The 25,596-nt window shown below is 64.3% G+C and carries 28 protein-coding genes and 1 tRNA gene; 22 read left to right on the forward strand and 7 right to left on the reverse strand.

The genetic code is table 11. The features are described from left to right. Positions 1-280 precede the first annotated feature (280 nt). Both rpsB and tsf read left to right on the forward strand, forming a co-directional pair. Positions 281-1,024: a 30S ribosomal protein S2 gene (gene rpsB / locus EO245_RS07310; RefSeq protein WP_128892304.1), complete on the forward strand. Its 744-nt coding sequence runs from the start codon at positions 281-283 to the stop codon at positions 1,022-1,024. A 99-nt stretch (positions 1,025-1,123) separates the two neighbouring features. Then, a complete protein-coding gene (gene tsf / locus EO245_RS07315; protein ID WP_128892305.1) occupies positions 1,124-2,050 on the forward strand; it encodes a translation elongation factor Ts in 927 nt (308 codons plus the stop codon). Between the two features lie 67 nt (positions 2,051-2,117). Here tsf and EO245_RS07320 read toward each other — a convergent pair whose 3' ends face one another. Next, a complete protein-coding gene (locus EO245_RS07320; protein WP_128892306.1) occupies positions 2,118-3,185 on the reverse strand; it encodes an MBL fold metallo-hydrolase in 1,068 nt (355 codons plus the stop codon). Between the two features lie 99 nt (positions 3,186-3,284). Between EO245_RS07320 and pyrH the strand changes: the two genes are divergently transcribed. The 10 genes from pyrH (at position 3,285) to rpmE (ending at position 12,624) form a co-directional block, all read left to right on the forward strand. Beyond that, positions 3,285-4,007, forward strand: coding sequence for a UMP kinase (pyrH, locus tag EO245_RS07325; RefSeq protein WP_128892307.1), 723 nt, complete (start codon positions 3,285-3,287; stop codon positions 4,005-4,007). 2 nt (positions 4,008-4,009) lie between these two features. After that, entirely contained in the window at positions 4,010-4,567 is a 558-nt protein-coding gene (frr, locus tag EO245_RS07330; RefSeq protein ID WP_128892308.1) for a ribosome recycling factor, read from the forward strand. 25 nt (positions 4,568-4,592) lie between these two features. Beyond that, entirely contained in the window at positions 4,593-5,276 is a 684-nt protein-coding gene (gene uppS, locus EO245_RS07335) for a polyprenyl diphosphate synthase (RefSeq protein ID WP_128892309.1), read from the forward strand. Next, positions 5,263-6,000, forward strand: a complete 738-nt coding sequence (locus tag EO245_RS07340) for a phosphatidate cytidylyltransferase (RefSeq protein ID WP_234026841.1) — start codon at positions 5,263-5,265, stop codon at positions 5,998-6,000. Before uppS ends, EO245_RS07340 begins: the two co-directional genes overlap by 14 nt. Then, a complete protein-coding gene (dxr, locus tag EO245_RS07345) occupies positions 5,997-7,154 on the forward strand; it encodes a 1-deoxy-D-xylulose-5-phosphate reductoisomerase (protein ID WP_128892310.1) in 1,158 nt (385 codons plus the stop codon). Before EO245_RS07340 ends, dxr begins: the two co-directional genes overlap by 4 nt. A 1-nt stretch (position 7,155) precedes the next feature. Next, positions 7,156-8,274 carry an RIP metalloprotease RseP gene (rseP, locus tag EO245_RS07350; RefSeq protein ID WP_370246038.1) on the forward strand — a complete coding sequence of 373 codons (1,119 nt, stop codon included), beginning with the start codon at positions 7,156-7,158 and terminating at the stop codon, positions 8,272-8,274. 155 nt (positions 8,275-8,429) lie between these two features. Continuing rightward, the gene (bamA, locus tag EO245_RS07355) at positions 8,430-11,117 is read left to right on the forward strand and encodes an outer membrane protein assembly factor BamA (protein WP_128893503.1); all 2,688 of its coding nucleotides are present in this window, start codon (positions 8,430-8,432) and stop codon (positions 11,115-11,117) included. Then, positions 11,117-11,803 (forward strand): OmpH family outer membrane protein, encoded by a 687-nt coding sequence (locus EO245_RS07360; RefSeq protein WP_128892311.1) that lies wholly within the window; start codon positions 11,117-11,119, stop codon positions 11,801-11,803. Before bamA ends, EO245_RS07360 begins: the two co-directional genes overlap by 1 nt. A 26-nt stretch (positions 11,804-11,829) precedes the next feature. Next, positions 11,830-12,297, forward strand: coding sequence for a 3-hydroxyacyl-ACP dehydratase FabZ (gene fabZ, locus EO245_RS07365; RefSeq protein WP_128892312.1), 468 nt, complete (start codon positions 11,830-11,832; stop codon positions 12,295-12,297). A gap of 99 nt (positions 12,298-12,396) precedes the next feature. Further along, on the forward strand, positions 12,397-12,624 hold the full coding sequence (gene rpmE, locus EO245_RS07370) for a 50S ribosomal protein L31 (protein WP_128892313.1): 228 nt from the start codon (positions 12,397-12,399) through the stop codon (positions 12,622-12,624). A 76-nt stretch (positions 12,625-12,700) separates the two neighbouring features. Here the strand turns inward: rpmE and EO245_RS07375 are convergent, their stop codons facing one another. Further along, complete coding sequence (locus tag EO245_RS07375; RefSeq protein WP_128892314.1) at positions 12,701-13,018, reverse strand: TraR/DksA family transcriptional regulator; 318 nt, start codon at positions 13,016-13,018, stop codon at positions 12,701-12,703. A 2-nt stretch (positions 13,019-13,020) separates the two neighbouring features. Then, positions 13,021-13,653, reverse strand: coding sequence for a 2OG-Fe(II) oxygenase (locus EO245_RS07380; protein ID WP_128892315.1), 633 nt, complete (start codon positions 13,651-13,653; stop codon positions 13,021-13,023). Positions 13,654-13,859: 206 nt separating this feature from the next. Here EO245_RS07380 and EO245_RS07385 point away from each other — a divergent pair. The 10 genes from EO245_RS07385 (at position 13,860) to EO245_RS07430 (ending at position 22,012) form a co-directional block, all read left to right on the forward strand. Continuing rightward, positions 13,860-13,936 (forward strand) — tRNA-His (locus EO245_RS07385). Positions 13,937-13,981: 45 nt separating this feature from the next. Beyond that, positions 13,982-15,046, forward strand: coding sequence for a Glu/Leu/Phe/Val dehydrogenase dimerization domain-containing protein (locus EO245_RS07390; RefSeq protein ID WP_128892316.1), 1,065 nt, complete (start codon positions 13,982-13,984; stop codon positions 15,044-15,046). A gap of 104 nt (positions 15,047-15,150) precedes the next feature. Next, positions 15,151-15,879, forward strand: a complete 729-nt coding sequence (gene ccmC, locus EO245_RS07395; RefSeq protein ID WP_128892317.1) for a heme ABC transporter permease CcmC — start codon at positions 15,151-15,153, stop codon at positions 15,877-15,879. After that, positions 15,872-16,012, forward strand: coding sequence for a heme exporter protein CcmD (locus EO245_RS07400; RefSeq protein ID WP_128892318.1), 141 nt, complete (start codon positions 15,872-15,874; stop codon positions 16,010-16,012). The genes ccmC and EO245_RS07400 overlap by 8 nt, the downstream gene beginning before the upstream one ends. Positions 16,013-16,018: 6 nt before the next feature. Next, positions 16,019-16,477, forward strand: a complete 459-nt coding sequence (gene ccmE / locus EO245_RS07405; RefSeq protein ID WP_128892319.1) for a cytochrome c maturation protein CcmE — start codon at positions 16,019-16,021, stop codon at positions 16,475-16,477. Then, positions 16,474-18,417 (forward strand): heme lyase CcmF/NrfE family subunit, encoded by a 1,944-nt coding sequence (locus EO245_RS07410; RefSeq protein ID WP_128892320.1) that lies wholly within the window; start codon positions 16,474-16,476, stop codon positions 18,415-18,417. Before ccmE ends, EO245_RS07410 begins: the two co-directional genes overlap by 4 nt. Continuing rightward, positions 18,414-18,944 (forward strand): DsbE family thiol:disulfide interchange protein, encoded by a 531-nt coding sequence (locus EO245_RS07415; protein WP_128892321.1) that lies wholly within the window; start codon positions 18,414-18,416, stop codon positions 18,942-18,944. Before EO245_RS07410 ends, EO245_RS07415 begins: the two co-directional genes overlap by 4 nt. Next, complete coding sequence (locus EO245_RS07420; protein WP_128892322.1) at positions 18,941-19,360, forward strand: cytochrome c-type biogenesis protein; 420 nt, start codon at positions 18,941-18,943, stop codon at positions 19,358-19,360. Before EO245_RS07415 ends, EO245_RS07420 begins: the two co-directional genes overlap by 4 nt. Then, on the forward strand, positions 19,357-19,986 hold the full coding sequence (locus tag EO245_RS07425) for a tetratricopeptide repeat protein (RefSeq protein ID WP_128892323.1): 630 nt from the start codon (positions 19,357-19,359) through the stop codon (positions 19,984-19,986). The genes EO245_RS07420 and EO245_RS07425 overlap by 4 nt, the downstream gene beginning before the upstream one ends. A gap of 100 nt (positions 19,987-20,086) precedes the next feature. Further along, the gene (locus tag EO245_RS07430; RefSeq protein ID WP_128892324.1) at positions 20,087-22,012 is read left to right on the forward strand and encodes a potassium transporter Kup; all 1,926 of its coding nucleotides are present in this window, start codon (positions 20,087-20,089) and stop codon (positions 22,010-22,012) included. Positions 22,013-22,015: 3 nt separating this feature from the next. On the opposite strand, the gene EO245_RS07435 is transcribed toward EO245_RS07430, so the two are convergent. Genes EO245_RS07435 through dapF form a run of 4 tightly spaced genes read right to left on the reverse strand, consistent with a single transcriptional unit; the run spans position 22,016 to position 25,591 of the window. Then, positions 22,016-22,666 carry an inner membrane-spanning protein YciB gene (locus EO245_RS07435; RefSeq protein WP_128892325.1) on the reverse strand — a complete coding sequence of 217 codons (651 nt, stop codon included), beginning with the start codon at positions 22,664-22,666 and terminating at the stop codon, positions 22,016-22,018. Beyond that, positions 22,666-23,589 (reverse strand): signal recognition particle-docking protein FtsY, encoded by a 924-nt coding sequence (gene ftsY, locus EO245_RS07440; protein WP_128892326.1) that lies wholly within the window; start codon positions 23,587-23,589, stop codon positions 22,666-22,668. Before ftsY ends, EO245_RS07435 begins: the two co-directional genes overlap by 1 nt. Then, entirely contained in the window at positions 23,586-24,779 is a 1,194-nt protein-coding gene (locus EO245_RS07445) for a MiaB/RimO family radical SAM methylthiotransferase (protein WP_128892327.1), read from the reverse strand. Before EO245_RS07445 ends, ftsY begins: the two co-directional genes overlap by 4 nt. Further along, a complete protein-coding gene (gene dapF / locus EO245_RS07450) occupies positions 24,776-25,591 on the reverse strand; it encodes a diaminopimelate epimerase (RefSeq protein WP_128892328.1) in 816 nt (271 codons plus the stop codon). Before dapF ends, EO245_RS07445 begins: the two co-directional genes overlap by 4 nt. Positions 25,592-25,596 lie beyond the last annotated feature (5 nt).

A 25,596-nucleotide genomic window follows, 5' to 3' on the forward strand; every position in this document is an offset into this window, starting at 1 on the left:
TGGGCTACCTGTGGAAAACACCTATCTCGCGGTTTTTGTTCCGCCCGAGCATTTGTTCTCTATTTGTTCCGCATTGTCAAGCGGCATTTGGCGCTTTGTGCGTCGAAGAGGCTTTTGGGCTGGATTTCCCCGGCAAAGCTGGGTAGAGGCGCGCCTGCCTGAAGGACCGATTCCCTCGGACCCAGGGCAAATCCACATGGAGAGCACACATACCGGTGCCGCAGCGGGATAGCCGCACGGTTCCAGTTCTCCAGAGGCTTAACCGGAAAGGAATTTACCTATGGCGGCTCCTACCGTCACCATGCAGCAATTGATCGAGGCCGGTGCACACTTCGGCCACCAGACCCACCGCTGGAACCCGCGGATGAAGCCGTACATCTTCGGCGCCCGCAACGGTGTTCACATCATCGACCTGTCGCAGACCGTTCCGCTGATGGCGCGCGCGCTCGACTTCATCGACCAGACCGCGCGTTCGGGCGGCAAGGTCCTGTTCGTCGGCACCAAGCGCCAGGCGCAGGAACCGATCGCCGAAGCAGCGAAGCGTTCGGGCCAGCACTTCGTCAACCATCGTTGGCTGGGCGGCATGCTGACCAACTGGAAGACCATCTCCCAGTCGATCAAGCGCCTCAAGACCCTCGAAGAGCAGCTCTCGGGCGACACCTCGGGCTTCACCAAGAAGGAAGTCCTCCAGCTCACCCGCGAGCGTGACAAGCTCGAGCTTTCGCTCGGCGGCATCCGCGACATGGGCGGCATTCCGGACGTGATGTTCGTGATCGACGCCAACAAGGAAGAGCTGGCGATCAAGGAAGCCAACGTTCTCGGCATTCCGGTCGTGGCGATCCTCGACACCAACGTCGATCCGGAAGGCATCGCGTTCCCGATCCCGGGTAACGACGACGCTGCCCGCGCCGTCCGCCTCTACTGCGACGCGGTCGCCGAAGCTGCCAGCAAGAATGGCGCTGCCGATTCCGTCGACGTTGGCGAAATGGCCGAGCCGCCGGCAGAAGCCGCAGCAGAAGCCTGAGGCGCAAAGCCTCCGTCACAAAACCCCTCTAGCGCGCCGGCCGACCTCTCCCCCCGAGCAGGGCCGGCGCGCAACTGAAAATCCGAAAGGACACGAACCATGGCGAATTTCACCACCGCCGACATCAAGGCCCTGCGCGAGAAGACCGGCGCGGGCATGATGGACGCCAAGAAGGCGCTCACTGAAACCGATGGCGACATCGAAGCAGCTGTCGACGCTCTGCGTGCGAAGGGCCTCGCCACCGCACAGAAGAAGTCGAGCCGTACCGCGGCCGAAGGCCTCGTCGGCGTTGCCGTCGAAGGCACCAAGGGCGTTGCCGTCGAAGTCAACTCGGAAACCGACTTCGTCGCCAAGAACGACAAGTTCCAAGACTTCGTCCGCAAGGTCACCGAGACCGCTCTCGGCGCCGACAGCGACGATGTCGAAGCTCTCAAGGGCATGGACTACCCCGATGGCGGCAATGTTGCCGACAAGCTGACCGACAACGTCGCGACCATCGGTGAGAACCAGCAGATCCGCCGCATGAAGACCGTTTCGGTCTCGAACGGCGTGGTCGTTCCCTACATGCACAACGCGGTTGCTGCCGGCCTCGGCAAGATCGGCGTTCTCGTCGCTCTGGAATCGGAAGCTGGCGCAGACGTTCTCGAGCCGCTCGGCAAGCAGCTGGCGATGCACATCGCTGCCGCTTTCCCGCAGGCTCTCAACGCCGAAGGCCTCGACCCGGCCCTGATCGAGCGTGAGCGCGCGATCGCTGCCGAGAAGGCTGCCGAAAGCGGCAAGCCGGAAAACGTGCAGGAAAAGATGGTCGACGGCGCGATTGCCAAGTTCGCCAAGGAGAACGCTCTCCTCAGCCAGATTTTCGTGATGGACAACAAGACGCCGATCTCGGACGTCGTTGCCAAGGCCGGCAAGGACGCCGGTCACGAAATCGTCCTCAAGGACTACGTCCGCTTCCAGCTCGGTGAAGGCATCGAGAAGGAAGAGAGCGATTTCGCTGCAGAGGTTGCCGCTGCCGTCGCCGGCTAAGGCCCTCCAACCGAACAAGACAAGCGGCCGCTGGACGACAAGTCCGGCGGCCGTTTTCTTTTCGCAGCTAGAGCAGCTTGTCGGTCCGGATTTCCTCGCTCCCCGGCGGCAGCGAAAACAGCATCCCGTCCTCGCCGACGGTTATCTCCCCATCGAACACGCTCTCCGCATCGCCGAGGAAGGCAGGGTAGATGAAGCTCGATGGGATCGGCGGGACGAGGTGCGAGAGGACCAGATGGCGCACGCCGGCAGCCTGCGCACTGGCGGCGGCATCCTCCGGCGTGGCGTGATAGTCGAGGATATCGCGCGTGATCTGGGCCGTGTTGCCGTTCCCCGCATCTTCGAGCGCGCCGGTCATGTGTGCGACCAGCTTCGATTGCAGAGCATCGTGGACGAGAATGTCCGCACCCTTCGCGGCGCGCTCCAGCATGGGGGAGCGCGACGTATCGCCGCTGATGACGATCGAGCGGCCCTTGTAGTCGAAGCGGTAGCCGACACTCGGGCGGACCGGATCGTGGTCGACCGGAAACGCAGTGATGGTCAGCCCGCCGCGCTCGAGCATGATGACCGGTTCTGCGCCGATTTCGAACGGCATGGCCTTCACCCCGAAACCAGCGGGCGGGACGATCGCTTCGCCGTGGTGCGCGATGCGGTAGGTCTTGTCGAGCGCGTAGAAGGCGTTGAACCCCTCTGCCAGTTCGTCGACCCCTTGCGGGCCGTAGAGCGGCAAGGGCGCGTCGGCATTGGCCTGCGTCCAATAGAGCAGGGCGAGCGGGCCCATGCCGTCGATATGGTCTGAATGGAAATGGGTCAGCAGCAGGCCGTCGAGCCCTGCGATGTCGATGCCCATCAGGTTGAGATTGCGCGCCCCGCCTTCGCCGATATCGACGATGAACGCCTGCTCGCCCGCAATCACGATGTTGCAGGGGCCTGCGCGATCGGGGTTGGGGAGGGGCGATCCGGTGCCGCACAGGCCGAGGTGCAGGCCGTCTTCCAGCTCGAGCCCGCCTTGGGTCAGGCGCTGCGTGACAGCGCGCTCGAACATGCTCTCGCCCAGGGGGCGCTGGAACATCAGGCCTGCAACCAGTGCGACCATCAGCAGCCCGATTGCGGCAAAGACAAGTTTCCTCGCCATTGGCTCTTCCCCCTCTCGCGCGCCCTTTCCCTTTGCGCCTTTCTACCTTGCTCGCTAAGGGGTTGGCCAGTTTCATCGTCACACGGAATCCGACCGCCCATGCCCCTCAAGACCGCGAAGCGCATCCTCCTGAAACTTTCGGGCGAGGTGCTGATGGGGAACCAGGAGTACGGCATCGATCCGGAATATGTCGTCCGCCTCGCGGAAGAGGTGAAGGCGGCGAAGGAAACCGGCCTCGAGGTTTGCCTCGTCATCGGTGGCGGCAATATCTTCCGCGGCGTTGCCGGTGCAGCCCGCGGGCTCGACCGTACGACCGGCGATTACATGGGCATGCTCGCCACGGTGATGAACGCGCTGGCGATGCAGAATGCGCTCGAACAGCTCGGCGTGCAGACGCGGGTGCAGTCGGCCATTCCGATGTCCTCCGTGTGCGAACCCTACATCCGCCGCCGCGCGGAACGTCACCTGCAGAAGGGCCGGATCGTGATTTTCGCGGCCGGTACCGGCAACCCGTTCTTCACGACCGATACGGGTGCTGCGCTGCGGGCTGCGGAGATGAATTGCGACGCGCTGCTCAAGGGGACGAGCGTCGACGGGGTCTACGACAGCGATCCCAAGACCAACCCGGATGCAACCCGTTTCGAAACAATCACCTATGACAAGGTGTTGTCCGACAATCTGAAGGTCATGGACGCGACTGCCGTTGCGCTCTGCCGCGAGAACGACATCCCGATCGTCGTCTTCTCGATCCGCGAACGCGGCAATGTGGCGCGCGTGCTCGGCGGCACCGGTGTCCAGACCATCGTGGAGAAGGAAGGCTGACAATGGCCAAATACGACAAGAACGATATCGACCGCCGCATGCAGGGTGCGATCGAAAGCCTGAAGGGCGACCTTTCGGGCCTGCGCACCGGCCGTGCGAACACCAGCCTGCTCGATCCGGTGCAGGTCGAGGTTTACGGCTCGATGATGCCCTTGAACCAGGTGGCGACCGTTTCCGCGCCGGAACCGCGCATGCTGAGCGTGCAGGTGTGGGACAAGTCGAACGTCATCGCAGTGGAGAAGGGGATCGCTCACGCGAACCTTGGCCTCAACCCGATGATCGACGGCCAGACGCTGCGCCTGCCGATGCCCGACCTCACCGAAGAGCGTCGCCGCGAACTCGCCAAGCTTGCCGGCCAGTATGCGGAGAAAGCGAAGATCGCGATCCGCAACGTGCGCCGCGACGGCATGGAAGCGCTCAAGGAAGACGAGAAGAAAAAGGAAATCTCCGAAGACGACCGCAAGCGGTCCGAGGACGAGGTCCAGAAGCTGACCGACAAATATGTCGCCGAGGCCGATGCTGCCGCCGAGCAGAAGGAAAAGGAAATCCTGACCCAGTAAGGGCCAGGCGCTTCCGGGAATCGGCATGGCAGGAGAGGAACAGCGCGCACGGCACGTTGCCATCATCATGGATGGCAACGGACGCTGGGCGAAGCGCAAGGGGCTGCCCCGCGCAATGGGGCACCGCCGCGGGGTCGAAGCCGTGCGCGAGCTGGTGCGCAATGTCGAACCGCTCGGGCTCGAATGCCTCACGCTCTATGCCTTCTCCTCGGAAAACTGGAAACGGCCCGAGGAAGAAGTCGACGACCTGATGAATCTGATGCGCAAGTTCATCAAGTCGGACTTGCCCGAATTCGTCGCCAACAATGTGAAGCTCAAGATCATCGGCGACTGGCAATCGCTCGCGCCCGATATCGTCGCCATGCTGGAAGATGCGCTCGACCAGACGAAGGACGGCAAGCACACGCTGGCAGTCGCGCTCAACTACGGGTCGCAGCAGGAAATCGCCCGCGCTGCGGCGAAGGCGGCTGCCATCGGCGAGGTGAACGAGAAAACCATCGCCGCGCATCTCGATACCGTCGATTTGCCGCCGCTCGACCTGCTGATCCGCACCAGCGGCGAGGTTCGCCTGTCGAATTTCCTGCTGTGGCAATGTGCCTATGCCGAGATGGCCTTTGTCGATACGCTGTGGCCGGACTTCACCATCGAACATCTGAAGGCGGCCATGAACGATTTTGCCGAACGGGAACGACGCTTTGGCGGACGCTAACGCACCGGCGAAAAAGTCCGACCTCGGGGTCAGGACGATTTCCGCGGTGGTCATGCTGGCCATCGCGATTTCTGCGGTCGTCGCGGGCGGGATCTGGTTCCAGGGCTTCATCGCCGCTGTCGCGCTGATCACGCTTGTCGAGTTCGTGATGCTCGTCATCAAGGCGACCGACAACGTTCCCTACCGCATCGCCGCCATCATCGCAGGCATCGTCTATATCGGCCTTGCGGCAGTGCTCCTTGCGCAGATGACGCCGTTCCTGATCGTCATGACCATCGGCGCGGTCGTGGCCGTGGACGTGGGCGCCTATTTCGCCGGCCGCAGCATTGGCGGGCCGAAGATCGCGCCGAGCATCAGCCCGTCCAAGACATGGGCCGGCCTGTTCGGCGGCATCCTAGGCGCGAGCCTTTGGCTGGCGCTCCAGATCGTGATTGCCGACCCGCTGACCAAGCTGCTCGGAACCGCGACCCAGCAGGCGCAGACCTACGATTCCACCATGCTGGCGATCGAGGGCACGAACCTCCTCGCCTTCATACTTGCGGGCGGCGCGATTATCGCGGTCCTCGCGCAGAGCGGCGACTTCCTCGAAAGCTGGCTCAAGCGGAAGGCTGGAGTGAAAGATTCCTCCAAGCTCATTCCGGGGCACGGCGGGTTCTTCGACCGGATCGACGGGCTGATCCCGGTCTCGATCCTGTTCGGCTCGGTCGTGGCGGCGAGCCTGTGACACGCTCGATCACCATTCTCGGGGCGACGGGTTCGGTCGGCGCATCGACGCTCGACCTCATCCGCCGCAATTGCGACGAATGGCGCGTTGTCGCGCTGACGGCGAATTGCTCGGCGATTGAGCTGGCCAAGCTCGCGCGTGAATTCGGCGCAGAGATCGCGGTCGTCGGCGACGAGAGTTGCCTCGGCGAACTGCGCGAGGCGCTGGCCGGTTCCGGTATCGAGGCGGCCGGCGGCGCGAAGGCGCTGTGCGAGGCTGCATCGCGCCCGGTCGATATCACGGTCGGCGCAATCGTCGGTTGCGCGGGCCTCGGCCCGGTGATGGCGGCGATCGAGCAGGGCGGCACGATCGCGCTCGCCAACAAGGAAGCGCTGGTCTCCGCGGGCGAGGTCATGACGGCAGCGGTCGAGAAGCACGGCGCGACGCTGCTGCCGGTCGACAGCGAGCACAACGCGATCTTCCAGTGCCTGCAGGGCGGCAAGATCGAGGACGTGCGCTGGATCACGCTGACCGCGAGCGGCGGGCCGCTGCGCACCTGGTCGCAGGAGCAGCTCGAGAATACCACTCCGGCGCAGGCGGTGGCGCACCCCAACTGGGACATGGGCGCCAAGATCAGCGTCGATTCCGCGACGATGATGAACAAGGGCCTCGAATTCATCGAAGCCCACCACCTGTTCCCCGTCGGGCTCGACCGGCTGCGGATCGTGGTACACCCGCAGAGCGTCATTCACTCGATGGTCGAATATCGCGACGGCTCCACGCTGGCGCAGCTCGGCCCCTCCGACATGCGCGTGCCGATCGCATCGTGCCTCGCATGGCCGGAGCGGATGGATACGCCGTGCGAACCGCTCGACCTGCCGAAAATCGGCGAACTGACCTTTTTCGAGCCGGATGAAGAGCGTTTCCCGGCAACGAGGCTCGCTCGCGAGGCCGTCCAGCACGGCGGCGCGGCGCCTGCGATCCTCAATGCGGCGAACGAAGTGGCCGTCGCTGCCTTCCTTGCCGGTCACCTTCCGTTCACTCGTATTGCGTTAACTGTCGAGGCCATACTGCAAGAAAGCAATATGCCGCCCCCGCCGGTGAGCCTTGACGACGTGCTCGATGTCGATCAGGCCGCACGGGCAAGGGCGCGCGCGATGTTGGAGGTCGCCTGATTTGTTCGAAAGCGTATCCTGGTGGATGTGGATCGTCGGTTTCCTGCTCGTGCTGGGGCCGCTGGTCACCGTGCACGAGCTCGGCCACTATCTCGTCGGCCGCTGGTTCGGCGTAAAGGCCGAGAAATTCTCGATCGGCTTCGGCAAGGAGCTGTTCGGCTGGACCGACAAGCGCGGCACCCGTTGGCGCGTCTCCGCCCTGCCGCTGGGCGGCTATGTCCAGTTCAAGGGCGACATGGACCCGGCGAGCATCCCGCACCCTGACGAGCTGGCCAAGATCCCGCCGTCCGAACGCGGCGACAGCTTCCACCACAAACCGCTGTGGCAGCGAGCACTGATCGTCTTTGCCGGTCCGGCGACCAATATCCTCGTCGCGGTCGCGATCTTCGCGGCTTTCGCCATGTCCTTCGGCAAGCCGGTCACGCCGCCCGTCATCGGCGATTTCTCGGAAGATTCGGCTGCGCAGGAAGCCGGGCTGCTGGTCGGCGATCGCATCCTCGCGGTAAACGGCGAGAAGATTTCCGACTTCCGTGAAGTGGTCGAGGAAGTCGCGCCATTCCCGGGCCGCGAAGTCACCTTCATGATCGAGCGCGACGGCGCCACCCAGGCGGTCGAGGTTACGGCGAAGAGCTTCGTCCAGACCGACCGTTTCGGCAATGAAAGCCGTATCGGCCTGATCGGCGTCTATTCGGTCGACCGCACGCTCGAGCCGATCGGACTGGTCGGCTCGATCGGCTTCGCTTTTTCCGAATGCGCACGCGTGGTCGACATGATGATCACCGGCATCGGGCAGATCGTCATGGGCGAGCGTTCGGTCAAGGAATTGGGCGGTCCGGTGAAGATCGCAAAATATTCCGGCGAGCAGATGAGCCTCGGGCCATTGCCCTTCATCAACTTCATCGCGCTCATCTCGCTTAATTTGGCATTCATCAACCTCTTGCCAATCCCGGCGCTCGACGGCGGGCACCTGGCTTTCTACGCGGCTGAAGCAGTCCGCCGGAAGCCGGTCGGCCCCCGTGGTACCGAGCTGGCGTATCGCACCGGAGTGGCAATCGTGCTCATGCTGATGGTGTTCGTCACGATAAACGACGTCGTGTCGCTCCCTATTTTCGGCGGGTAGCAGCGCGAGGCAAGAAACGCGGGGGTTTGGACCTCACTTCGCTTGATTGGGGGGACGGCATCGGGCAGAGGGCAGCATTGCCCGTCCGGCGCCTGTCATGTCAGGCAAGGACGGGTTCAAAGGTTTAGGGTTTGGACGGGATTACCGTGTCGATGATGGAACGCGAAATGGTCGATAACGCTGGCAACACGATCGGCCGAAAGCTGGCACTTGCACTTCTGGGAACGACGATGCTGGCCGGGGTGCCTGCCGTCGCCCATGCGCAGGAGACGGAAGCGGAGGCTGCAACCGCGCAGCCCGAAGCCGCGCCTGCCCCGCGCCAGGACATCGTCCGCAGCCTCTCGGTCCAGGGCGCCCAGCGTCTCGAGCCGGAAACCATCGTCAGCTACATCCGCCTGCGTTCGGGCGACGTCTACACCCAGGCCGCAGCCGACCAGGCGATCAAGGACCTCTACGCGACCGAGCTGTTCTCCAATGCAAGCGTGCGTAACGAGAACGGCAACGTCATCATCGAGGTGACCGAGAACCCGGTCGTCAACCGCATCATCCTGGAAGGCAACAAGCGCCTGAAGGCAGACAAGATCCTGCCCGAAATCAAGCTCGCGCCGCGCCAGATCTTCACCCGCTCGAAAGTTCGCGCCGACACCCAGCGCATCATCGAGCTCTACAAGCGCCAGGGCCGCTTCGCCGCTTCGGTCGAACCGAAGACCGTGCAGCTCAGCCAGAACCGCGTCGACATCGTCTACGAGATCACCGAAGGTCCCAAGTCGAAGGTCCGCCAGATCAACATCATCGGCAACGATGTGTTCTCCGACGGCAAGCTGCGCGGTGAAATGGTCACCAAGCAGGCCCGCTGGACGAGCTTCTTCAGCTCGAACACCAGCTACGACCCCGACCGTCTCGCATTCGACCAGCAGAAGCTGCGCCAGTTCTACCTGACGCAGGGCTATGCCGACTTCCGCGTCGTCTCCGCCGTGGCCGAGCTTACGCCGGACAAGAAGGACTTCATCATCACCTACGTGGTGGAGGAAGGCGAGCGCTACAAATTCGGCGACGTTTCGGTCGACAGCCAGATTCGCGACTTCGACAGCGAAACAATGACCGCCCGCCTGCCGATGCAGAAGGGCGACTGGTACGACGCCAAGGCCATCGAGGACACGGTCGAGCAGCTTACCGAGCTCGCCGGTACCTTCGGCTATGCATTCGCCGATGTTCAGCCCCAGTTCCGTCGCAACAAGGACGAGCTGGAAATGAACGTGACCTACCTGATCCAGGAAGCGCCGCGCGTTTATGTCGAGCGGGTCGACGTCAACGGCAACACGCTGACGCAGGACAAGGTCGTGCGCCGCGAATTCCGCCTGTCGGAAGGCGATGCGTTCAACTCGATCGGCGTGAAGCGTTCGTCCAACCGCATCAAGTCGCTCGGCTTCTTCCAAGAAAACTTCGAGATCGAGCAGAAGCCCGGCAGCCGTCCGGATCGCATCGTGCTTGAAGCGAACGTCGAAGAACAGCCGACCGGCGAACTCCAGCTTTCGGCCGGTTTCTCTTCGCTCGAGAGCTTCATCCTCGCCGGCTCGATCCGCCAGCGCAACTTCCGCGGTCGTGGCCAGACGATCGGCGCGAGCGTGAACTATTCGCGCTACTCGCGTTCGGCTCGCATCAGCTTCACCGAACCCTATGTGTTCGACCGCAACATCTCGGCCGGCATCGATATCTACCGCCAGGATTTCAACGCGCCGAACTTCCGCAACCGCAACCGCTCGACCTACGAGCAGGCGCAGACCGGTGCCTCGCTGCGCGTCGGCGTGCCGCTGAGCGAGTACATGTCGCTGCTCGGCAGCTACACCTTCAACCACGACGACGTCTCGCTCGACGAATCGCAGTATTTCGGCGATTTCGACGGCGACGGCATCCGGACCTGCGAACCGCTGCTCGCCGGCCGCTTCCTGTGCGAAGCGATCGGTACCCGCACCAGCTCGATCCTGGGTGCGACGCTGGCGTTCGACAACACCGACAGCCGGTTCCGTCCGACGCGCGGCATGTCCGTCTCGCTCACCACGGAATTCTCCGGCCTCGGCGGTTCGGTGAAATACGTCCGCAACCGTGCCCGTCTGGCGCGCTACTGGAACGTGATGGACAACTTCATCTTCTCGGTGAAGGCCGAGGGCGGGGTGATCAACGGCCTGTCCGATCGCGGACCGGGTCTCGACGACGTCCAGCTGACCGACCGTTTCTTCCTCGGCGAGCCGCAGATCCGCGGCTTCGACATCCGCGGCGTCGGTCCGCGCGTCCTGCGCCAGCCGATCATCGCCGATCCGGACAGTGCCGATCCGAACAATCCCGATCCGCTGATCCTCACCGCGCGTGACCAGATCTCCGACGACGCGATTGGCGGCAACGCCTATTACCTCGGCCGTGCGGAGCTCGAAATCCCGCTCGGATCGGGCGCTTCGGAACTCGGCCTTCGCCCGTCGGTCTTCCTCGACGTAGGCGCACTGTGGAACGTCAAGACGCCGACGCTGCAGCAGAGCCCGTTCCCCAACGGTCTTTCGTACCAGCTTCGCGACCTCGACGGCAATCCGCTCTTCGTCGGTGAAGACGGTGCACCGACGACCGATACGGTCGACTCGAACAATCAGCCGCTTTCGCCGCTCAACCAGACCATCGCACCTTTCCGGGAAATCTTTCTCGGCGACACCCCTTCGCCGCGCATTTCGGTCGGCATCGGGGTCAACTGGAACTCGCCATTCGGGCCGTTCCGTATCGACTTCGCCCAGATCCTGAAGAAGGTCGAGGGCGACGATACCAAGACCTTCTCCTTCAACGTAGGTACCCAATTCTGATGATTACCAACTTCAAGCCGGCCCTTGCCGGTATCGCCCTTGCCATGTCGGCAGCCACCGTCGCGGCACCTGCTGCAGCGCAGGTCAACGGCATCGCCACTGCCAGCCCGGAAGCCGTCCTCGTGCAGGCCGACGCGCTGCGCACCGGCTACCAGGCGATCAGCACCGCCTACGCCACCCAGCGCCAGCAGATCGCCACGCTTCGCCAGGAGATCAACAATCTCCAGGCCAGCCTCGACACCAATGGCGACCGCGAAGTGAACCAGGCCGAGTGGGACGCGAACCCGACCGTGACCGCGCAGCTCGAAGCCAAGCAGCAGCAGGCTGCGCAGCTTCTCGCTCCGATCGCCCTTGCCGAATACTACGTCGTTGAGCAGCTGCTCGCGAACCTCGGCCCGGCGCAGAACCAGGTGGTCACTGCCAACAACATCCAGATCATGCTCGATCCCTCGGCATTCCAGTACGCTGCCGAAGGTGTCGACGTGACCGGCAAGATCCTCGCCGCGCTGAACGCCAGCACCCCGGCCGTCGCTTCGACGCCGCCGCAGGACTACCAGCCGCGCCGCGAAACCGTTGCCATGCACGGCGCGATCCAGCAGATCATGGTCGGTGCCGCCCAGCGCGCTGCCATCCAGCAGGCTCAGCAGCAGCAGCAGGCACAGACCGCGCAGGAACCGGGTCGCTAATCAACCGGAAATAACGGGGGCAGGGCATGAGCGACGAAAAACCCGCAACCGCCTACGACATCCACAGGATCCTCAAGGCTCTTCCGCATCGCTACCCGCTTCTGCTGGTCGATCGCGTGAAGAGCCTCGAGCTCGGCGAACGCATCCACGCGGTAAAAGCCGTGACGATGAACGAGGAGTTCTTCCAGGGGCACTTCCCCGGGGCTCCGATCATGCCGGGCGTCCTGCAGATCGAGGCGATGGCGCAGGCTGCAGCGATTCTCGGGATCGAGACGCTGGAGCTGGCCGGGACCGGCAAGCTGGTTTTCTTCATGGGGATCGAGAACGCCAAGTTCCGTTCGCCCGTGACGCCGGGCTGCCTGCTCGATCTCGAAGTCGAGTTCGTGCAGAAGCGCAGCCGGGTGTACAAGTTCAAGGGCAAGGCGAGCGTCGAGGGCAAGACGACCTGCGAGGTCGAATTCACCGCGATGATCGCCGATCCGCCCAAGGACTAGACAGGGCTTGCCATTTCGGGCGCGCGCGACTAAACGCGCGCCTTTCCCACAGACAGCTGGAACGGTCGGAACCGCTCCGAAGCTAGAAGGACGAATATCATGAAGGCCGAAGGTCATCCCGATTACCACACCATCACGGTCAAGATGACCGATGGTACCGAATTCCAGACGCGCTCCACCTGGGGCAGCGAAGGCGACACGCTGACGCTCGAAATCGACCCGACCAGCCACCCAGCATGGACCGGCGGTAAGCAGCAGCTTCAGGAAGGTGGCCGTGTGGCTGCGTTCAACAAGCGCTTCGGCGGCCTGTCGCTCAAGAAGGGCTAAGCCCCTCTACCAGACGGTTTTGCAAAGGGCGGTCCCGCGGGGCTGCCCTTTCTCTTTGTGCGGTTTTGCTACGGTCTTAGTCGGCGTGCTTGATGCAGCGCGTCGCGATCGGGCGGGCCTGCAGGCGCGCCATGGCGATATCCTCGCCGCATACCGAGCAGGTGCCGTAGGTGCCGTTCTTGATCCGGTAGAGCGCTTCGCGGATTTGGCGGATTTCCTGCCGCAGCACGGCATCGACGCCTTCGAGCGCCTCGTCGTCGGCGAGGTCGATCGCCTGGTCGCTGAAGTCTGCCTCGAGCGGTCCGCGCAAATCGTCCTCGATCTCCTCCGCCCGTTCGACCAGTTCGGCCAGCCGCTTGCGCAGCTGGTCTTCGAGTTCACTGTAATCGGCCATCCTCACCCCCACGGTTTCTCGCGATACCACTTGGTTATCACATATTTGACGCCTTTGCGCACCTTCATGCCATGGTGCAGCGTGCTGACGTTACCACTGCCGTCCGGCTTGCGATTGTTCCAGCACAAGAGCTTGCCGATTTCCGGCTGGAAGCTCTTCTTGACGACCTTGAAACGGGTGGCGCCTCCGGCCTCCACCTCGTTGAGATATATCATGAAAGTCCAGGTCCGCTGGCCCGAGACGGAGCAGTATTTCTCCCAGTCCTGGCCATTGGGATTGAACCAGTCGTGATGCGCCTTGAATTCCTGTCCCACGTCGTAGCGCTGGCCTTGCACCTGCTCGCCATAGGCGGGGTCGATGCCGCTCAGTTCCTCGAGCTTGGCTTCGAGCAGCCGGACGGCCGGTTCGCCTGCATCGAGGTCGCAGGTTTCGCTCGTGCGGAAATAGGCATCGCCGTTGAAGTCCGCGAGCGTGGAGGGGCGGCGGTTCGCCTCGATCAGCGCGACAAGGTCGGCACAGTGCTCGGGATCGAGGAATTCGCGCCGCTGGAAAAGCTCGAGCTTTCCGAATGGCAGGCGCTGTACGCCGCCGTAGCGGGCAAGCGTTTCGGCAGAAGATTCGCCGGGTGATGCCATGTCCCAAGTGGTACGCATCCGGCGCCCTTGTGCAAGCCGGGAAAGATTATTGCGCACGATGGCTTGCGGCGAAGTTTTCGCTTCCCAAATGGCAATCGTTGTGCAACAGGCTCGCGCCGCTGCGATTGGCGGGTTGACCCCAGTTCTGCAGCGCGTATCAGCCCCGCTTCACGGCAGCCCGCTTGGCGCGGGTTCAAGGGCTTGTGGCGATCGTAGCTCAGTTGGTTAGAGCGCCGGTTTGTGGTACCGGAGGTCGGGGGTTCGAGACCCCTCGATCGCCCCATTCCTCCCTTGTTGTCGCAGCAGGCGCGCAAAGCGGGGCACTCAAATGACGGCATTCTGGACCGAAGCTGATTTCGACGATCACGAGCTCGTGCAACTGGTGCGCGATGCGAAATCGGGCCTTACCGCCATTATCGCGATCCATTCCAGCCACCTCGGCCCGGGCGCCGGTGGCACGCGTTTCTGGCACTATGCGGAGCCGAAAGACGCGATGCGCGATGCGCTGCGCCTCAGCCGCGGCATGAGCTACAAGAACGCGATGGCAGGCCTGCCGATGGGCGGCGGCAAGGCCGTCATCCTCGCCGACGAAAAGCGCACCAAGACGCAGGAAATGCTCGCCGCCTTCGGTGACGCGGTCCAGGCGCTGGGCGGGAAATACGTCACCGCAGAAGACGTCGGCATCAGCGAAGCGGACATGGTTGCCGTCTCGCAGCATACCGAATTCGTATCCGGCCTGCCGGTCGAGGGCGAGGACGCCGCCGGCGGCGATCCTGGCCCGTTCACCGCAATGGGCATCTATCACGGTATCAAGGCCGCCGTGCGCCACAAGCTCGGCAAGGACAGCGTGAAGGGCGTCCATGTCGCGATCCAGGGCACGGGCAGTGTCGGCGGCGGTGTCGCCCGCCTGCTCGCCAAGGACGGCGCGAAGCTGACGCTGGCCGACATGCACCACGACCGCGCCAGCGCGCTGGCCGACGAACTGGGCGGCGAAGCGGTCGCGGCCGATGCGATCATGAGCGTCGCCTGCGACGTGTTCAGCCCCAATGCGCTCGGCGCGATCCTCGACGATGAAGGTATCGCCCGGCTCGAGGCACCGATTGTTGCGGGCGGTGCGAACAACCAGCTCGCCCGCGCGCATCACGGTGCGCAGCTGGCAGAGCGCGGCATCCTCTACGCGCCCGATTACGTCATCAATGCAGGCGGCATCATCAGCGTGACGATGGAATATCTGTGCCGCCGCCATGGCGATCCGTGCGATATCAACGAAGTGCGCAAGCGCCTCGCCCAGATCCCCGAGCGGCTCGAGACGATCTGGCAGAAAAGCGACGAGACCGGCGTCTCGCCCGATGTCGTCGCCGACCGCATGGCACAGAAGCTCATCGGTCGCTGACGACCGGCATAGCGGCTCGGATTTTCGACAGGGGCGAACACGCGGTGCAGCAATCGCACTTGCCCCGCGCCAGCCGTTTTGCCAAAGCTTAGGCGGACGGACACATGCACGGTTTCGCCAATCCCAAGCGCTTTCTGGGCCTCGCCCGATGGCTGACGCCGCTGCTTCTAGGCAGCGGCCTTTTGCTGTCGGCAATCGCGCTCGCCTGGGGTGTCTTCAACGTCCCCCCGGACCGCCTGATGGGCGACACGGTCCGCATCCTCTTCATCCACGTTCCCTCGGCATGGCTGGGGATGGGCGGCTGGACCGCAATCGCCATTTCGAGCGCGGTTTTCCTCATCTGGCGCCATCCGCTGGCAAGCCTCGCCGCACGCGCGGCTGCGCTGCCCGGTGCGGTATTCACCGCGGTCTGCCTTGCGACCGGCTCGATCTGGGGGCGCCCGACCTGGGGCACCTGGTGGGTGTGGGACGGGCGGCTGACTTCGATGCTTGTCCTGCTGTTCCTCTATTTCGGCTACATGGCGCTGTCGCAGTCGGTCGCGCGCGAGAACGCATCGAGCCGTATCCCCGCGATCTTCGGCCTCGTTGGCGCGATCAATATCCCGATCATCAACCGCTCGGTCGTGTGGTGGAATTCGCTCCACCAGCCGCCGAGCATCACCATGGGCAAGAGCGCGATCGACGGGGTCTTCCTCGCGCCGCTGCTGCTCGCGGTTGTCGGCTTCTCGCTATTGTTCGGCGGCATCGTGCTGGCCCGCATGCGCGCGCTGCTTGCCGATACGCAGGCCGAGGCGCGCCTGCGCCGCAAGGCGATGGGAGAAGCCCTTGCGTGAGAACCTCGACCAGATGGACTTCGTGGTCGCGGCCTATGCCGTGGGCCTCGTCGCGATCCTTGCGCTCGTCATATGGGCATGGTTCGACATGCGCCGGGCGGAAAAACGCCGCGACGATGCGAAACGGAAATAGAGTTTCATGAAAGCCAAGCACCAACGCCTCGTCCTCATCGTCATCGCGCTTGTCGCGCTGATCGGTGCCGGGCTGCTCGCGGCCTATGCGCTGCGCAACCAGGCGAGCTATTTCTACGTGCCGAGCCAGATGGCCGAGAATCCGCCCGCGGTCGGTCAGGCCGTGCGTCTCGGCGGCATGGTGCAGGAAGGCTCGCTCAAGACGCTCGAAGACGGGATCACGGTGTCTTTCGTCGTCGGTGACGGCGATGCGACCGTGCCGGTGCGTTTTGCCGGCATCCTGCCCGATCTCTTCGTCGAAGGTTCGGGCGTCGTCGCCGAGGGCAGCCTCGGGGCCGACGGCACTTTCGTCGCCGACAACCTCCTCGCCAAGCATGACGAGAATTACGTCCCGCGCGAACTGCAGGAAATGAGCGAGCATCAGGCGCGCGAAGTCGTCGCCGAGACGGAGGAATCCGCACGGTGATCGCAGAGCTCGGTCTTGCCGCCCTGTGGCTGGCGGGAGCTCTCTCCGTGCTCCAGCTCTTCGCCGGCGTGCTGGCGGTGCGCGGGCACGAGGACATGGCGGCGCTGGTCCGGCCTGCCGCAGTCGTGCAGGGCGTGCTTGCGTCGATTTCGTTCCTGACGCTGCTTTACCTATTCGCAATCACCGATCTGTCGGTGAAGCTGGTCGCAACGCATTCGCATTCCGCCAAGCCGTTGATTTTCAAGCTTTCCGGTGCTTGGGGCAATCATGAAGGCTCCATGCTGCTGTGGGTCACGGTGATGGCGCTGGCTGGCGGGCTGATCGCGCTGATCGAGCGGCGGCTGTCGGAAAAGACCATGCTGGCAACGCTGGCTGCGCAGGCTTTCGTAGGCATCGGTTTCTACGCCTTCATCCTGCTCAGCTCGAACCCGTTCGAACGACTGCCGATGCCCGCTGCCGAAGGACAGGGGCTCAACCCGCTGCTGCAAGACATCGGCCTCGCCTTCCATCCGCCCACGCTTTATTTCGGCTACGTCGGCCTCTCGGTCGCTTTCAGCTTCGCGGTTGGTGCGCTGCTGACCCGCTCGGTCACGCCCGATTTCGCCCGCGCGATGCGGCCGTGGATTCTCGGCGCATGGATTTTCCTCACCCTCGGCATCACGGCGGGTAGCTACTGGGCCTATTACGAGCTCGGCTGGGGCGGCTGGTGGTTCTGGGACCCGGTCGAGAACGCCTCGCTCATGCCATGGCTTGCTGCGACGGCCCTGCTGCATTCGGTGAGCGTGCTCGCCTCGCGCGATGCGCTGCGGACATGGACGATCATGCTCGGCGTGGTCGCATTTTCCATGTCGATGCTCGGCACCTTCCTCGTCCGTTCGGGGGTCCTCACCAGCGTCCATGCTTTCGCGGTCGATCCGGAGCGCGGGACCTTCATCTTGATCCTGCTTGGCATCTACATCGGCGGCGCGCTGACCCTGTTCGGCCTGCGCGCCAACAGCATTTCCGAAGGCGAGCGTTTCAAGGTGACGAGCCGTGAGGGCGCGCTGGTGTTCAACAACGTAATGCTGAGCGCGATCCTCGGCATCGTGCTGCTCGGCACGCTCTACCCGCTGCTGACCGAGGCGTTCGACGTGCGCGTGTCGGTCGGGCCGCCCTATTTCAATCCGGTCGGCGCGATCTTTACCGTGCCCATGTTGCTCGTCATGGCGGTCGGCCCGCTGCTGCGCTGGCGGCAGGACAAGCTGTCGCGCATCCAGATGCCGCTTGCGGTGATCTTCGCGATCATGATCGCGGTGCTGGGACTGGTCGTCGTTCTCGGCTCCTATTCGCTGCTCGCCGACCTCGGCCTTGCGATTGCCGTCGGCCTTGCGGTGGCGAGCTTCCTGCCGCTTCGCGGGCGCAACCTCCTTCGCGTGCCGCTTGCCACATGGGGCATGGTGATCGCGCATTTCGGCCTCGCCGTCGCGCTGTTCGGCATGGCGAGCGAATCCGCTTTCACCAAGGAGCGCCTCGCCGCCATTTCGGCTGGCCAGAGCACCGAAGTCGGCCCGTGGCAGGTGACGCTAGAGGGTGTGCAGCCGGTCGCCGGTCCGAACTGGACGGCGCTCGAGGGGCAGCTTTCCGCTTCCTACGAAGGTGGCGAGCCGATCATGCTCAACCCGCAGGCGCGCAATTTCTGGGCGCCGCCGCAGGAAACCAGCGAAAGCGTGCTCGCGACCCGCTGGAACGGTCAGCTTTACGCGGTCATCGGTAACGAGGCGGGGCAGGGCCGCTGGCAGCTTCGCCTGTGGTGGAAGCCCTTCGTGACTTTCATCTGGTACGGCGGCCTGCTCGTCGCGCTCGGCGGCCTGCTGGCGCTGATCGGACGGGTCGCGACCGACCTCAAGCGTCGCCGCGTCATGCGCAGGAAAGAGCTTCACCAAGAGGAGGCTGTGGCATGAAGAAGCTCTGGCTCTGGATACCGCTCGGCCTGTTCCTGATGTTCTGCGGCGTGGCAGCCTACCAGCTGACGCAGCCGAAGGATGAATTCATCCCGAGCACGATGATCGGCAAGCCGCTGCCGCAGTTCGACCTGCGCGCCGCAAGCGGGGACCGGCCCGGCCTGACCACCGCCGACCTCGCCGACGGCAAGCCCAAGCTGCTCAACATCTGGGCGAGCTGGTGCGTGCCCTGCATCGCGGAGGCCCCGCATCTCGAGCGACTTCGCCAGAGCGGTGCGGAAATCGTCGGCGTGGCGATCCGCGACCGGCCGGAAGATGTCGCCCGCTTCCTCGATCAATACGGCAATCCCTACACGCGCATCGGCGCAGACGACCTCAGCGAAGTGCAGCTCGGCATCGGTTCGTCCGGCGTGCCGGAGACCTTCGTCATCGATGGCAAGGGCACCATCGTCTACCAGCACATCGGCGACGTTCGTGCGAGCGATGTCCCGGTCCTGCTCGCCAAGCTGCGGGAGGCGGGGGCATGAGCAGGCTTCTTGCGATCCTGCTGCTGGCATTCGCCGCATTGCCTCTTTCGGCCCAGCAGTCGCTGCCGCCGGCGCCCTATGCCTACCAGCAGCTCGAAGACCCGCGGCAGGAAGCCGAGGCGCAGGCGCTGATGGAGACGCTGCGCTGCCTCAAGTGCCAGTCGCAGTCGATCGCCGATAGCGATGCGCCCATGGCTGGCGACATGCGCCACCAGGTCCGTACGCGTATTGCTGCCGGGGAAGAGCCCGAAGCGATCCGCGCCTGGCTCGTCGAACGATATGGCGACTACGTCAGCTATGCCCCGACGGTCAGTGAGACGACGTGGCCGTTGTTCGCAGTTCCCGCCGTGCTGGTGCTCGTCGCGCTGCTCCTGCTGTGGCGCCGTATGGGCCGCCGGAAAGAGGGTGAGGCATGAGCTGGGTCCCGATTCTCGCGCTTGCGGCGCTGGTCTTCATCGCGGCCGCCTTCTTCCTGAAGCTGCCAAAGGCCGGCTGGACGACATTCGGCGCGGCGCTGCTGTTCGGCCTTGCCGGCTATGCGCTGCAGGGCGAACCGGGCAAGCCCGCTGCGCCCAAGGATCGCGTGGCGGAAATCCAGCAGAGCAATTTCGCGCTGATCGAGGCGCGCAGGTCGCTGTTCGGCACCGACCAGCCGCCCGCACGCTGGGTCACCGTTGCCGACGGTTTCACCCGCAAGGGGCAATTCGCCGACGCGGCAGACCTGCTTCGCAATGCCGTCGCCGAGAACCCGCGCGATGCGGAAGCGTGGGTCGCGCTCGGTAACGTGCTTATCGAACACGCAGACGGAATGCTCACCCCGGCAGCTCTCTATGCCTACGAGCGCGCCGAGCGGATCGATCCGGGCAATCCGGCGGCAGCCTATTTCACCGGTTTCGCGCTGCTGAGGGCAGGGCAACCCGGCCAGACGCGGGCGATCTGGGCCGATATCCTCGAGAATGCGCCCGAGGATGCACCGTGGCGTGAAGAGCTTGCGGGCCAACTCGAACGGCTCGACCAGATGCTCGGCCAGGTCGCGAACTAGTCCGGTAGATTGTATTGCAGCGCAACACGCATGCTGCTACGCGCCGCAACCTTGTGAGCGGCCGATGCCGCATTAATCGAAGGACGGGGCCAGCGGTGCGATGAGCGACGCGTCTTCCCAAGCCGAAACCAATCCGCACGGGCACGGAAAAGGGCACGCAGCCTCGCGTACGGCCTTGGCCGTGGGCGCCATAGGCGTCGTCTTCGGCGACATCGGTACCAGCCCGCTTTACGCGTTCCGCGAGACCTTCATCGGTCCCAACCCGCTGCCGATCGACTACAACCACGTCCTCGGCGTCGTCAGCCTGATTTTCTGGTCGATGACGCTGGTCGTTGCGATCCAGTATGTCACCATCCTCATGCGCGCTGACAACAAGGGGCAGGGCGGTTCGCTCGCCCTCGTCGCGCTCATCTCGAGCAAGATGACGAACCCGCGCTATACGTGGGTCGCGATCCTGCTCGGCGTATTCGCAACCTCGCTGTTCTACGGCGACAGCATGATCACGCCGGCGATTTCGGTCCTGTCATCGGTCGAGGGCCTGACGGTCGTCGACCACAGGCTCGACCCCTATGTGATCCCGATCGCGCTCGCGCTGCTGGTATGCCTCTTCATGCTGCAGAAGCGCGGGACGGCGAAGGTCGGCGCTCTCTTTGCGCCGGTGATGATCGTCTACTTCAGCGTCATCGCGTTCCTCGGCGCTGCGCAGATATTGCAGCACCCGGAAATCCTCTGGGCGCTCAACCCGTGGTACGCGATCCAGTTCTTCATCCTCGACAAGTGGTTCGCCTTCCTCGCACTAGGCTCGGTCGTCCTCGCGGTCACCGGTTCCGAAGCGCTGTATTCCGACATGGGCCACTTCGGGCGCGGGCCGATGAAACTGAGCTGGTTCGGTTTCGTCATGCCGTGCCTGCTGCTCAATTACTTCGGGCAGGGCGCGATGATCGTGAGCCTGCCGCCGGAGCTTGCCGCAGAGGCGATCAAGAGCCCGTTCTTCTTCCTCGCGCAGGAAGAATGGCGCCTGCCGCTCGTTATCCTTGCGACCTGTGCGACCTTCATCGCCAGCCAGGCGGTGATTTCCGGTGCCTTCTCGATCACCCACCAGGCGATCCAGATGGGCTATGTCCCGCGCCTTTCGATCCGCCACACCAGCGAGACCGAAGGCGGCCAGATCTACATCCCGATCGTCAACTGGGCGCTGATGATCGCGGTCATCATCCTCGTCCTCACCTTCCAGAACTCGTCCAACCTCGCGAGCGCATACGGCATCGCGGTGACGGGTGCGGTGACCATCGATACGCTGCTGATGGCAGTGCTGCTGGTCGGCGTGTGGAAGTGGAAGTGGTGGTATGCCGCGCCGGTCGTGATCCTGTTCCTGATCGTCGACGGGGCCTATTTCGCCGCGAACCTGATGAAGGTGCCCGCGGGCGGCTGGTTCCCGCTGGTCGTCGGCGCGGTGATCTTCACCCTGCTCACGACCTGGGCGCGCGGCCGCAAGCTGATGCGCGAGCGCATGAGCGAGGTCGCCCTGCCGATCGAGGTGTTCGCCAAGTCGGCCAAGAACAGCGCGACCCGCGTGCCGGGGACCGCGATCTTCATGGCCTCCACCACAGGCGGCGTGCCGAGCGCGCTCCTGCACAACATCAAGCACAACAAGGTGCTGCATGAACGCGTGGTCATCCTGACCGTGCAGATCGACGACGTGCCCTATGTCGATGCGAGCGAGCGGTGCGAGTATCACGACCTCGGCGACGGGTTCTACCGCGCCATCCTGCACTACGGTTTCATGCAGGAAACCGACGTGCCGCAGGGCCTCAAGACCATGCAGCAGTGCGGCGGCGAGTTCGACATGATGCAGACCAGCTTCTTCCTCAGCCGCCAAACGCTGCTGCCGAGCGAGAAGCCGGGCATGCCGCTGTGGCGCGAGAAGATCTTCGCATGGATGCTGCGCAACAGCGCGACGGCGATGGAATTCTTCCGCCTGCCGACCAACCGCGTGGTCGAACTCGGCAGCCAGGTCCGGATCTAGCGGCTAGCTGCCGGTCGGCGGTTCTTCCTTCAACACGTCGTCCTTTTCTTCCACCGCCAGCCCATGCTTCAGCAGCATCGGGATCTGGGTGAAGGTGAAAAGGAAGCTCAGGGGCATGAAGACCCATAGCTTGGCCCAGAGCCATGATTCGAAGCTCAGGTTCGTCCGCAGTGCTTCGTTGAGGGCGGCCAGGAACAGGAAGAAAAAGCCCCAGTTGCGCGAGAGCTTCGCCCAGCCTTCGTCGCTCAGGCCTTCGAAGGCTGCTTCCAGCAGGATGCGCAGCAGCGCCTTGCCCTTCCAGTAATAGGCGCCGAGCAACAGGACACCGAATGTGACGTAAATGATCGTCGGCTTGATCTGCACGAACACCGGATCGCCCAGGAAGATCGTCAGGCTGCCGAAGCCGACGATCAGCGCGGTCGAGAACCACAGCATGGGCGATACCTTGCCGAGCCGCCATTTCGACACTGCGAGTGCAATGACCGCCGCGACCATGAAGGCGAGCGTGCCGCGAATGACGGCGGCGATTTCGGCAATCGGCTCGCTTTCTTCCGGCGAGAACCACTTGTAGACGCCGAGGAACACCAGCAGCGGGCCGTAATCGACCGCCACGTTGAGCCAGCCGGAGCCCTGCTTCTTTTGGCTCTCGGCCATCAGGCAACACCCGCAATGACGCGTGCGACGAGGTCCGGGTCGAACGGGCGCAGGTCGTCGATCTTTTCGCCCACGCCGATCGCGTGAATAGGCAGGCCGTATTGCTCGGCTGCCGCAACCAGCACACCGCCGCGTGCCGTGCCGTCGAGCTTGGTCATGATGAGACCGGTGACCCCGGCGACTTCCTTGAAGATCTCGATCTGCGAGAGGGCGTTCTGGCCGTTGGTCGCATCGAGGACGAGCACCACGTCATGCGGCGCCTCGGGGTTGAGGCGGCCGAGGACTTTGCGGATCTTTGCCAGCTCGTCCATCAGCTCGCGCTTGTTCTGCAGGCGGCCGGCGGTGTCGACCACCAGCGCGTCGATACCCTGGTCGGTCGCAGCCTTGACGGCATCGAACACGATGCTCGCCGGATCGCCGCCTTCGGGGCCGCGGATGATCGGAACGTCGATCCGCTCCGCCCAAGTCGCGAGCTGGCCGATTGCGGCGGCACGGAAGGTGTCGCCAGCCGCCAGCATCACGCCGTAGTCGTCTTCCTGGAACAGGTGTGCGAGCTTGGCGATGGTCGTCGTCTTGCCGCTGCCGTTCACGCCGATCACGAGGATGACCTGCGGGCGCGGGAAGGCGGTAATCTCGAGCGGCTTGGCGACCGGGCGCAGGATTTCGGCGATTTCCTCGGCGACGGCTTCCTTCAGTTCCTGCTCGGTGATCGAGAGGCCGAAGCGCTTGTCGGAAAGGCGCTGGCGGATGCGCGATGCCGCCGACGGACCGAGGTCGGACATGATCAGCGCGTCTTCGACATCGTCGAGCGTCGCATCGTCGAGCTTGGCGGTCGAAACCGCCTCGGTCAGGTTGGTCGAGAGGCGCTCCGACGTCTTGCGGAAACCGCCGAACAGGCGGTCGCGCCAACTGGTTTCGCTCATATGAGTAGGCCTTCCTCGAGGCGGCTGGGCGTCAGTGTGATGATCGTACCGGGCGCGGTGCCTTCGGGCACGCGGACCCGCGCGAAGTTCGGCGCATAGCCGGTTCCGTCGCGTTCGGCGAGAACGTCGAGCGGGGTTCCGACGAGCGATTTCAGCCAGCCGTCCCGCGCGCTGCGGACCTCCGCGCGCAGTTCGGCGGCGCGTTGCTTGATCGTCGCGCGCTCGACTTGCGGCATGCGGGCTGCCGGCGTGTCCGGGCGTGGCGAATAGGGAAAGATGTGGCCGTGAACGATGCCGAGTTCGCGGATGATGCTGCGGTTCTCGTCGTGCTGGGTCGCGTCCTCGGTCGGGAAACCGGCGATCAGGTCGGCGCCGATGGCGATTTCGGGCCGCTTCGCCTTGAGCCGCTCGACCAGTGCAATCACGTCGGCGCGCAGGTGGCGGCGCTTCATGCGCTTCAGGATCAGGTCGTTGCCATGCTGCAGCGAAAGATGGAGATGCGGCATCAGCCGCTCCTCGCTGGCCAGCAGTTCTTCGAGTAGCGGGTCGATCTCGATCCCGTCGAGCGAGGACATGCGAAGTCGCCCGAGCGAGGGAAAACGACCTAGGACCGCTTCGATCAGGCTGCCGAGCGGCGGCTTGCCGGGCAGGTCGTGGCCCCACGAGGTCAAATCGACACCCGTCAGGATGATTTCCGGCGCGCCTTTGTCGAGATGGCGCTCGACCTCACGCAGCACCTGATCGACCGTGAGAGACCGGCTCGGGCCGCGTCCCTGCGGGATGACGCAAAAGGTGCAGCTGTGGTCGCAGCCGTTCTGGATCGCGATGAAGGCGCGGGTGCGAGCGGGCGGGGCGGTCGCCTCAGTCTCCGGCACGTTCCACGCACGCGCGTCGAGCTTGGCGGTATTCGCAATGAGGCCGTCGACCTCGGGCATGGCGCCAAGCTGCTCGCGTTCGATATCGGCCGCGCAGCCAGTCACCATCAGGCGCGCATCCGGCCTTTCGCGGCGTGCGCGCCGGATCGCCTGCCGGGTCTGGCGGACGGCCTCGCTCGTCACCGCGCAGCTGTTCACCACGACGATATCGCTTTCGCCTGCGAGCATGTCACGGATGCGTTCGCTTTCTGCGATGTTGAGACGGCAGCCGAGTGAAATGACTTCCGCCCCCTTCGATTTCGTAAGGGTGCTCAAGCGAAGTCGTCCCACTCGAACGTGCCGCGGAAGGATTCGGTCGCTGGGCCGGTCATGCGGATTGTCCCGCCTTGCTCCCACGCGATTTCGAGCGCGCCGCCCGGCAGGTGGACGGTCACCGGCGAGGGGACCAGCTTGCGACGGAGCGCCGCGACGGCGGTTGCGCAGGCACCCGTTCCGCAAGCCTTGGTCAGGCCAGCACCGCGCTCCCACACGCGCAGGCGGATTTCGCCTCCTTCGATGGAGGCGACGTTGACGTTGATCCGCTCGGGAAACAGAGGGTCCTGTTCGATCACCGGGCCGATCCGTCCGAGGTCCACCGCTTCGGCATCATCGACGAAGAAGATCACGTGCGGATTGCCGACATTGACTGCATCGGGCGCTTCGAGCTCTTCCCAGCCGACCGGCATGCGCTGCGTATCCATCGGGTGGTCGAGCGGGATTTCGTCCCAGCCGAAGCGCGGTGCGCCCATGTCGACCGCTGCGCCGCTGCTGGCAGGTTCGAGCCCGATCACACCGCCGGACGTATCGACCGTGCAGGGTTCGCCATGAAGGCGGGCTACGGCGCGGGCCGCATTGCCGCAGGCCTCGACCTCTCCGCCGTCGGAATTGAAGATACGCATGCGGAAATCGGCCTGCGAGCCATCGGGCGCATCCTCGAGCACGATCAGCTGGTCGCAGCCGATGCCCTGGTGCCGGTTCGCGATCGCGCGCACGCGGCCGGGTTCGAGCGGCAGCGGCTCTTGCGAACGGCGGTCGAGAATGACGAAGTCATTGCCGAGCCCGTGCATCTTGACGAAGGGGATGCGCATCCAAG

This window comes from Erythrobacter sp. HKB08 (assembly GCF_004114695.1).
Classification (GTDB): Bacteria; Pseudomonadota; Alphaproteobacteria; order Sphingomonadales; family Sphingomonadaceae; genus Parerythrobacter_A.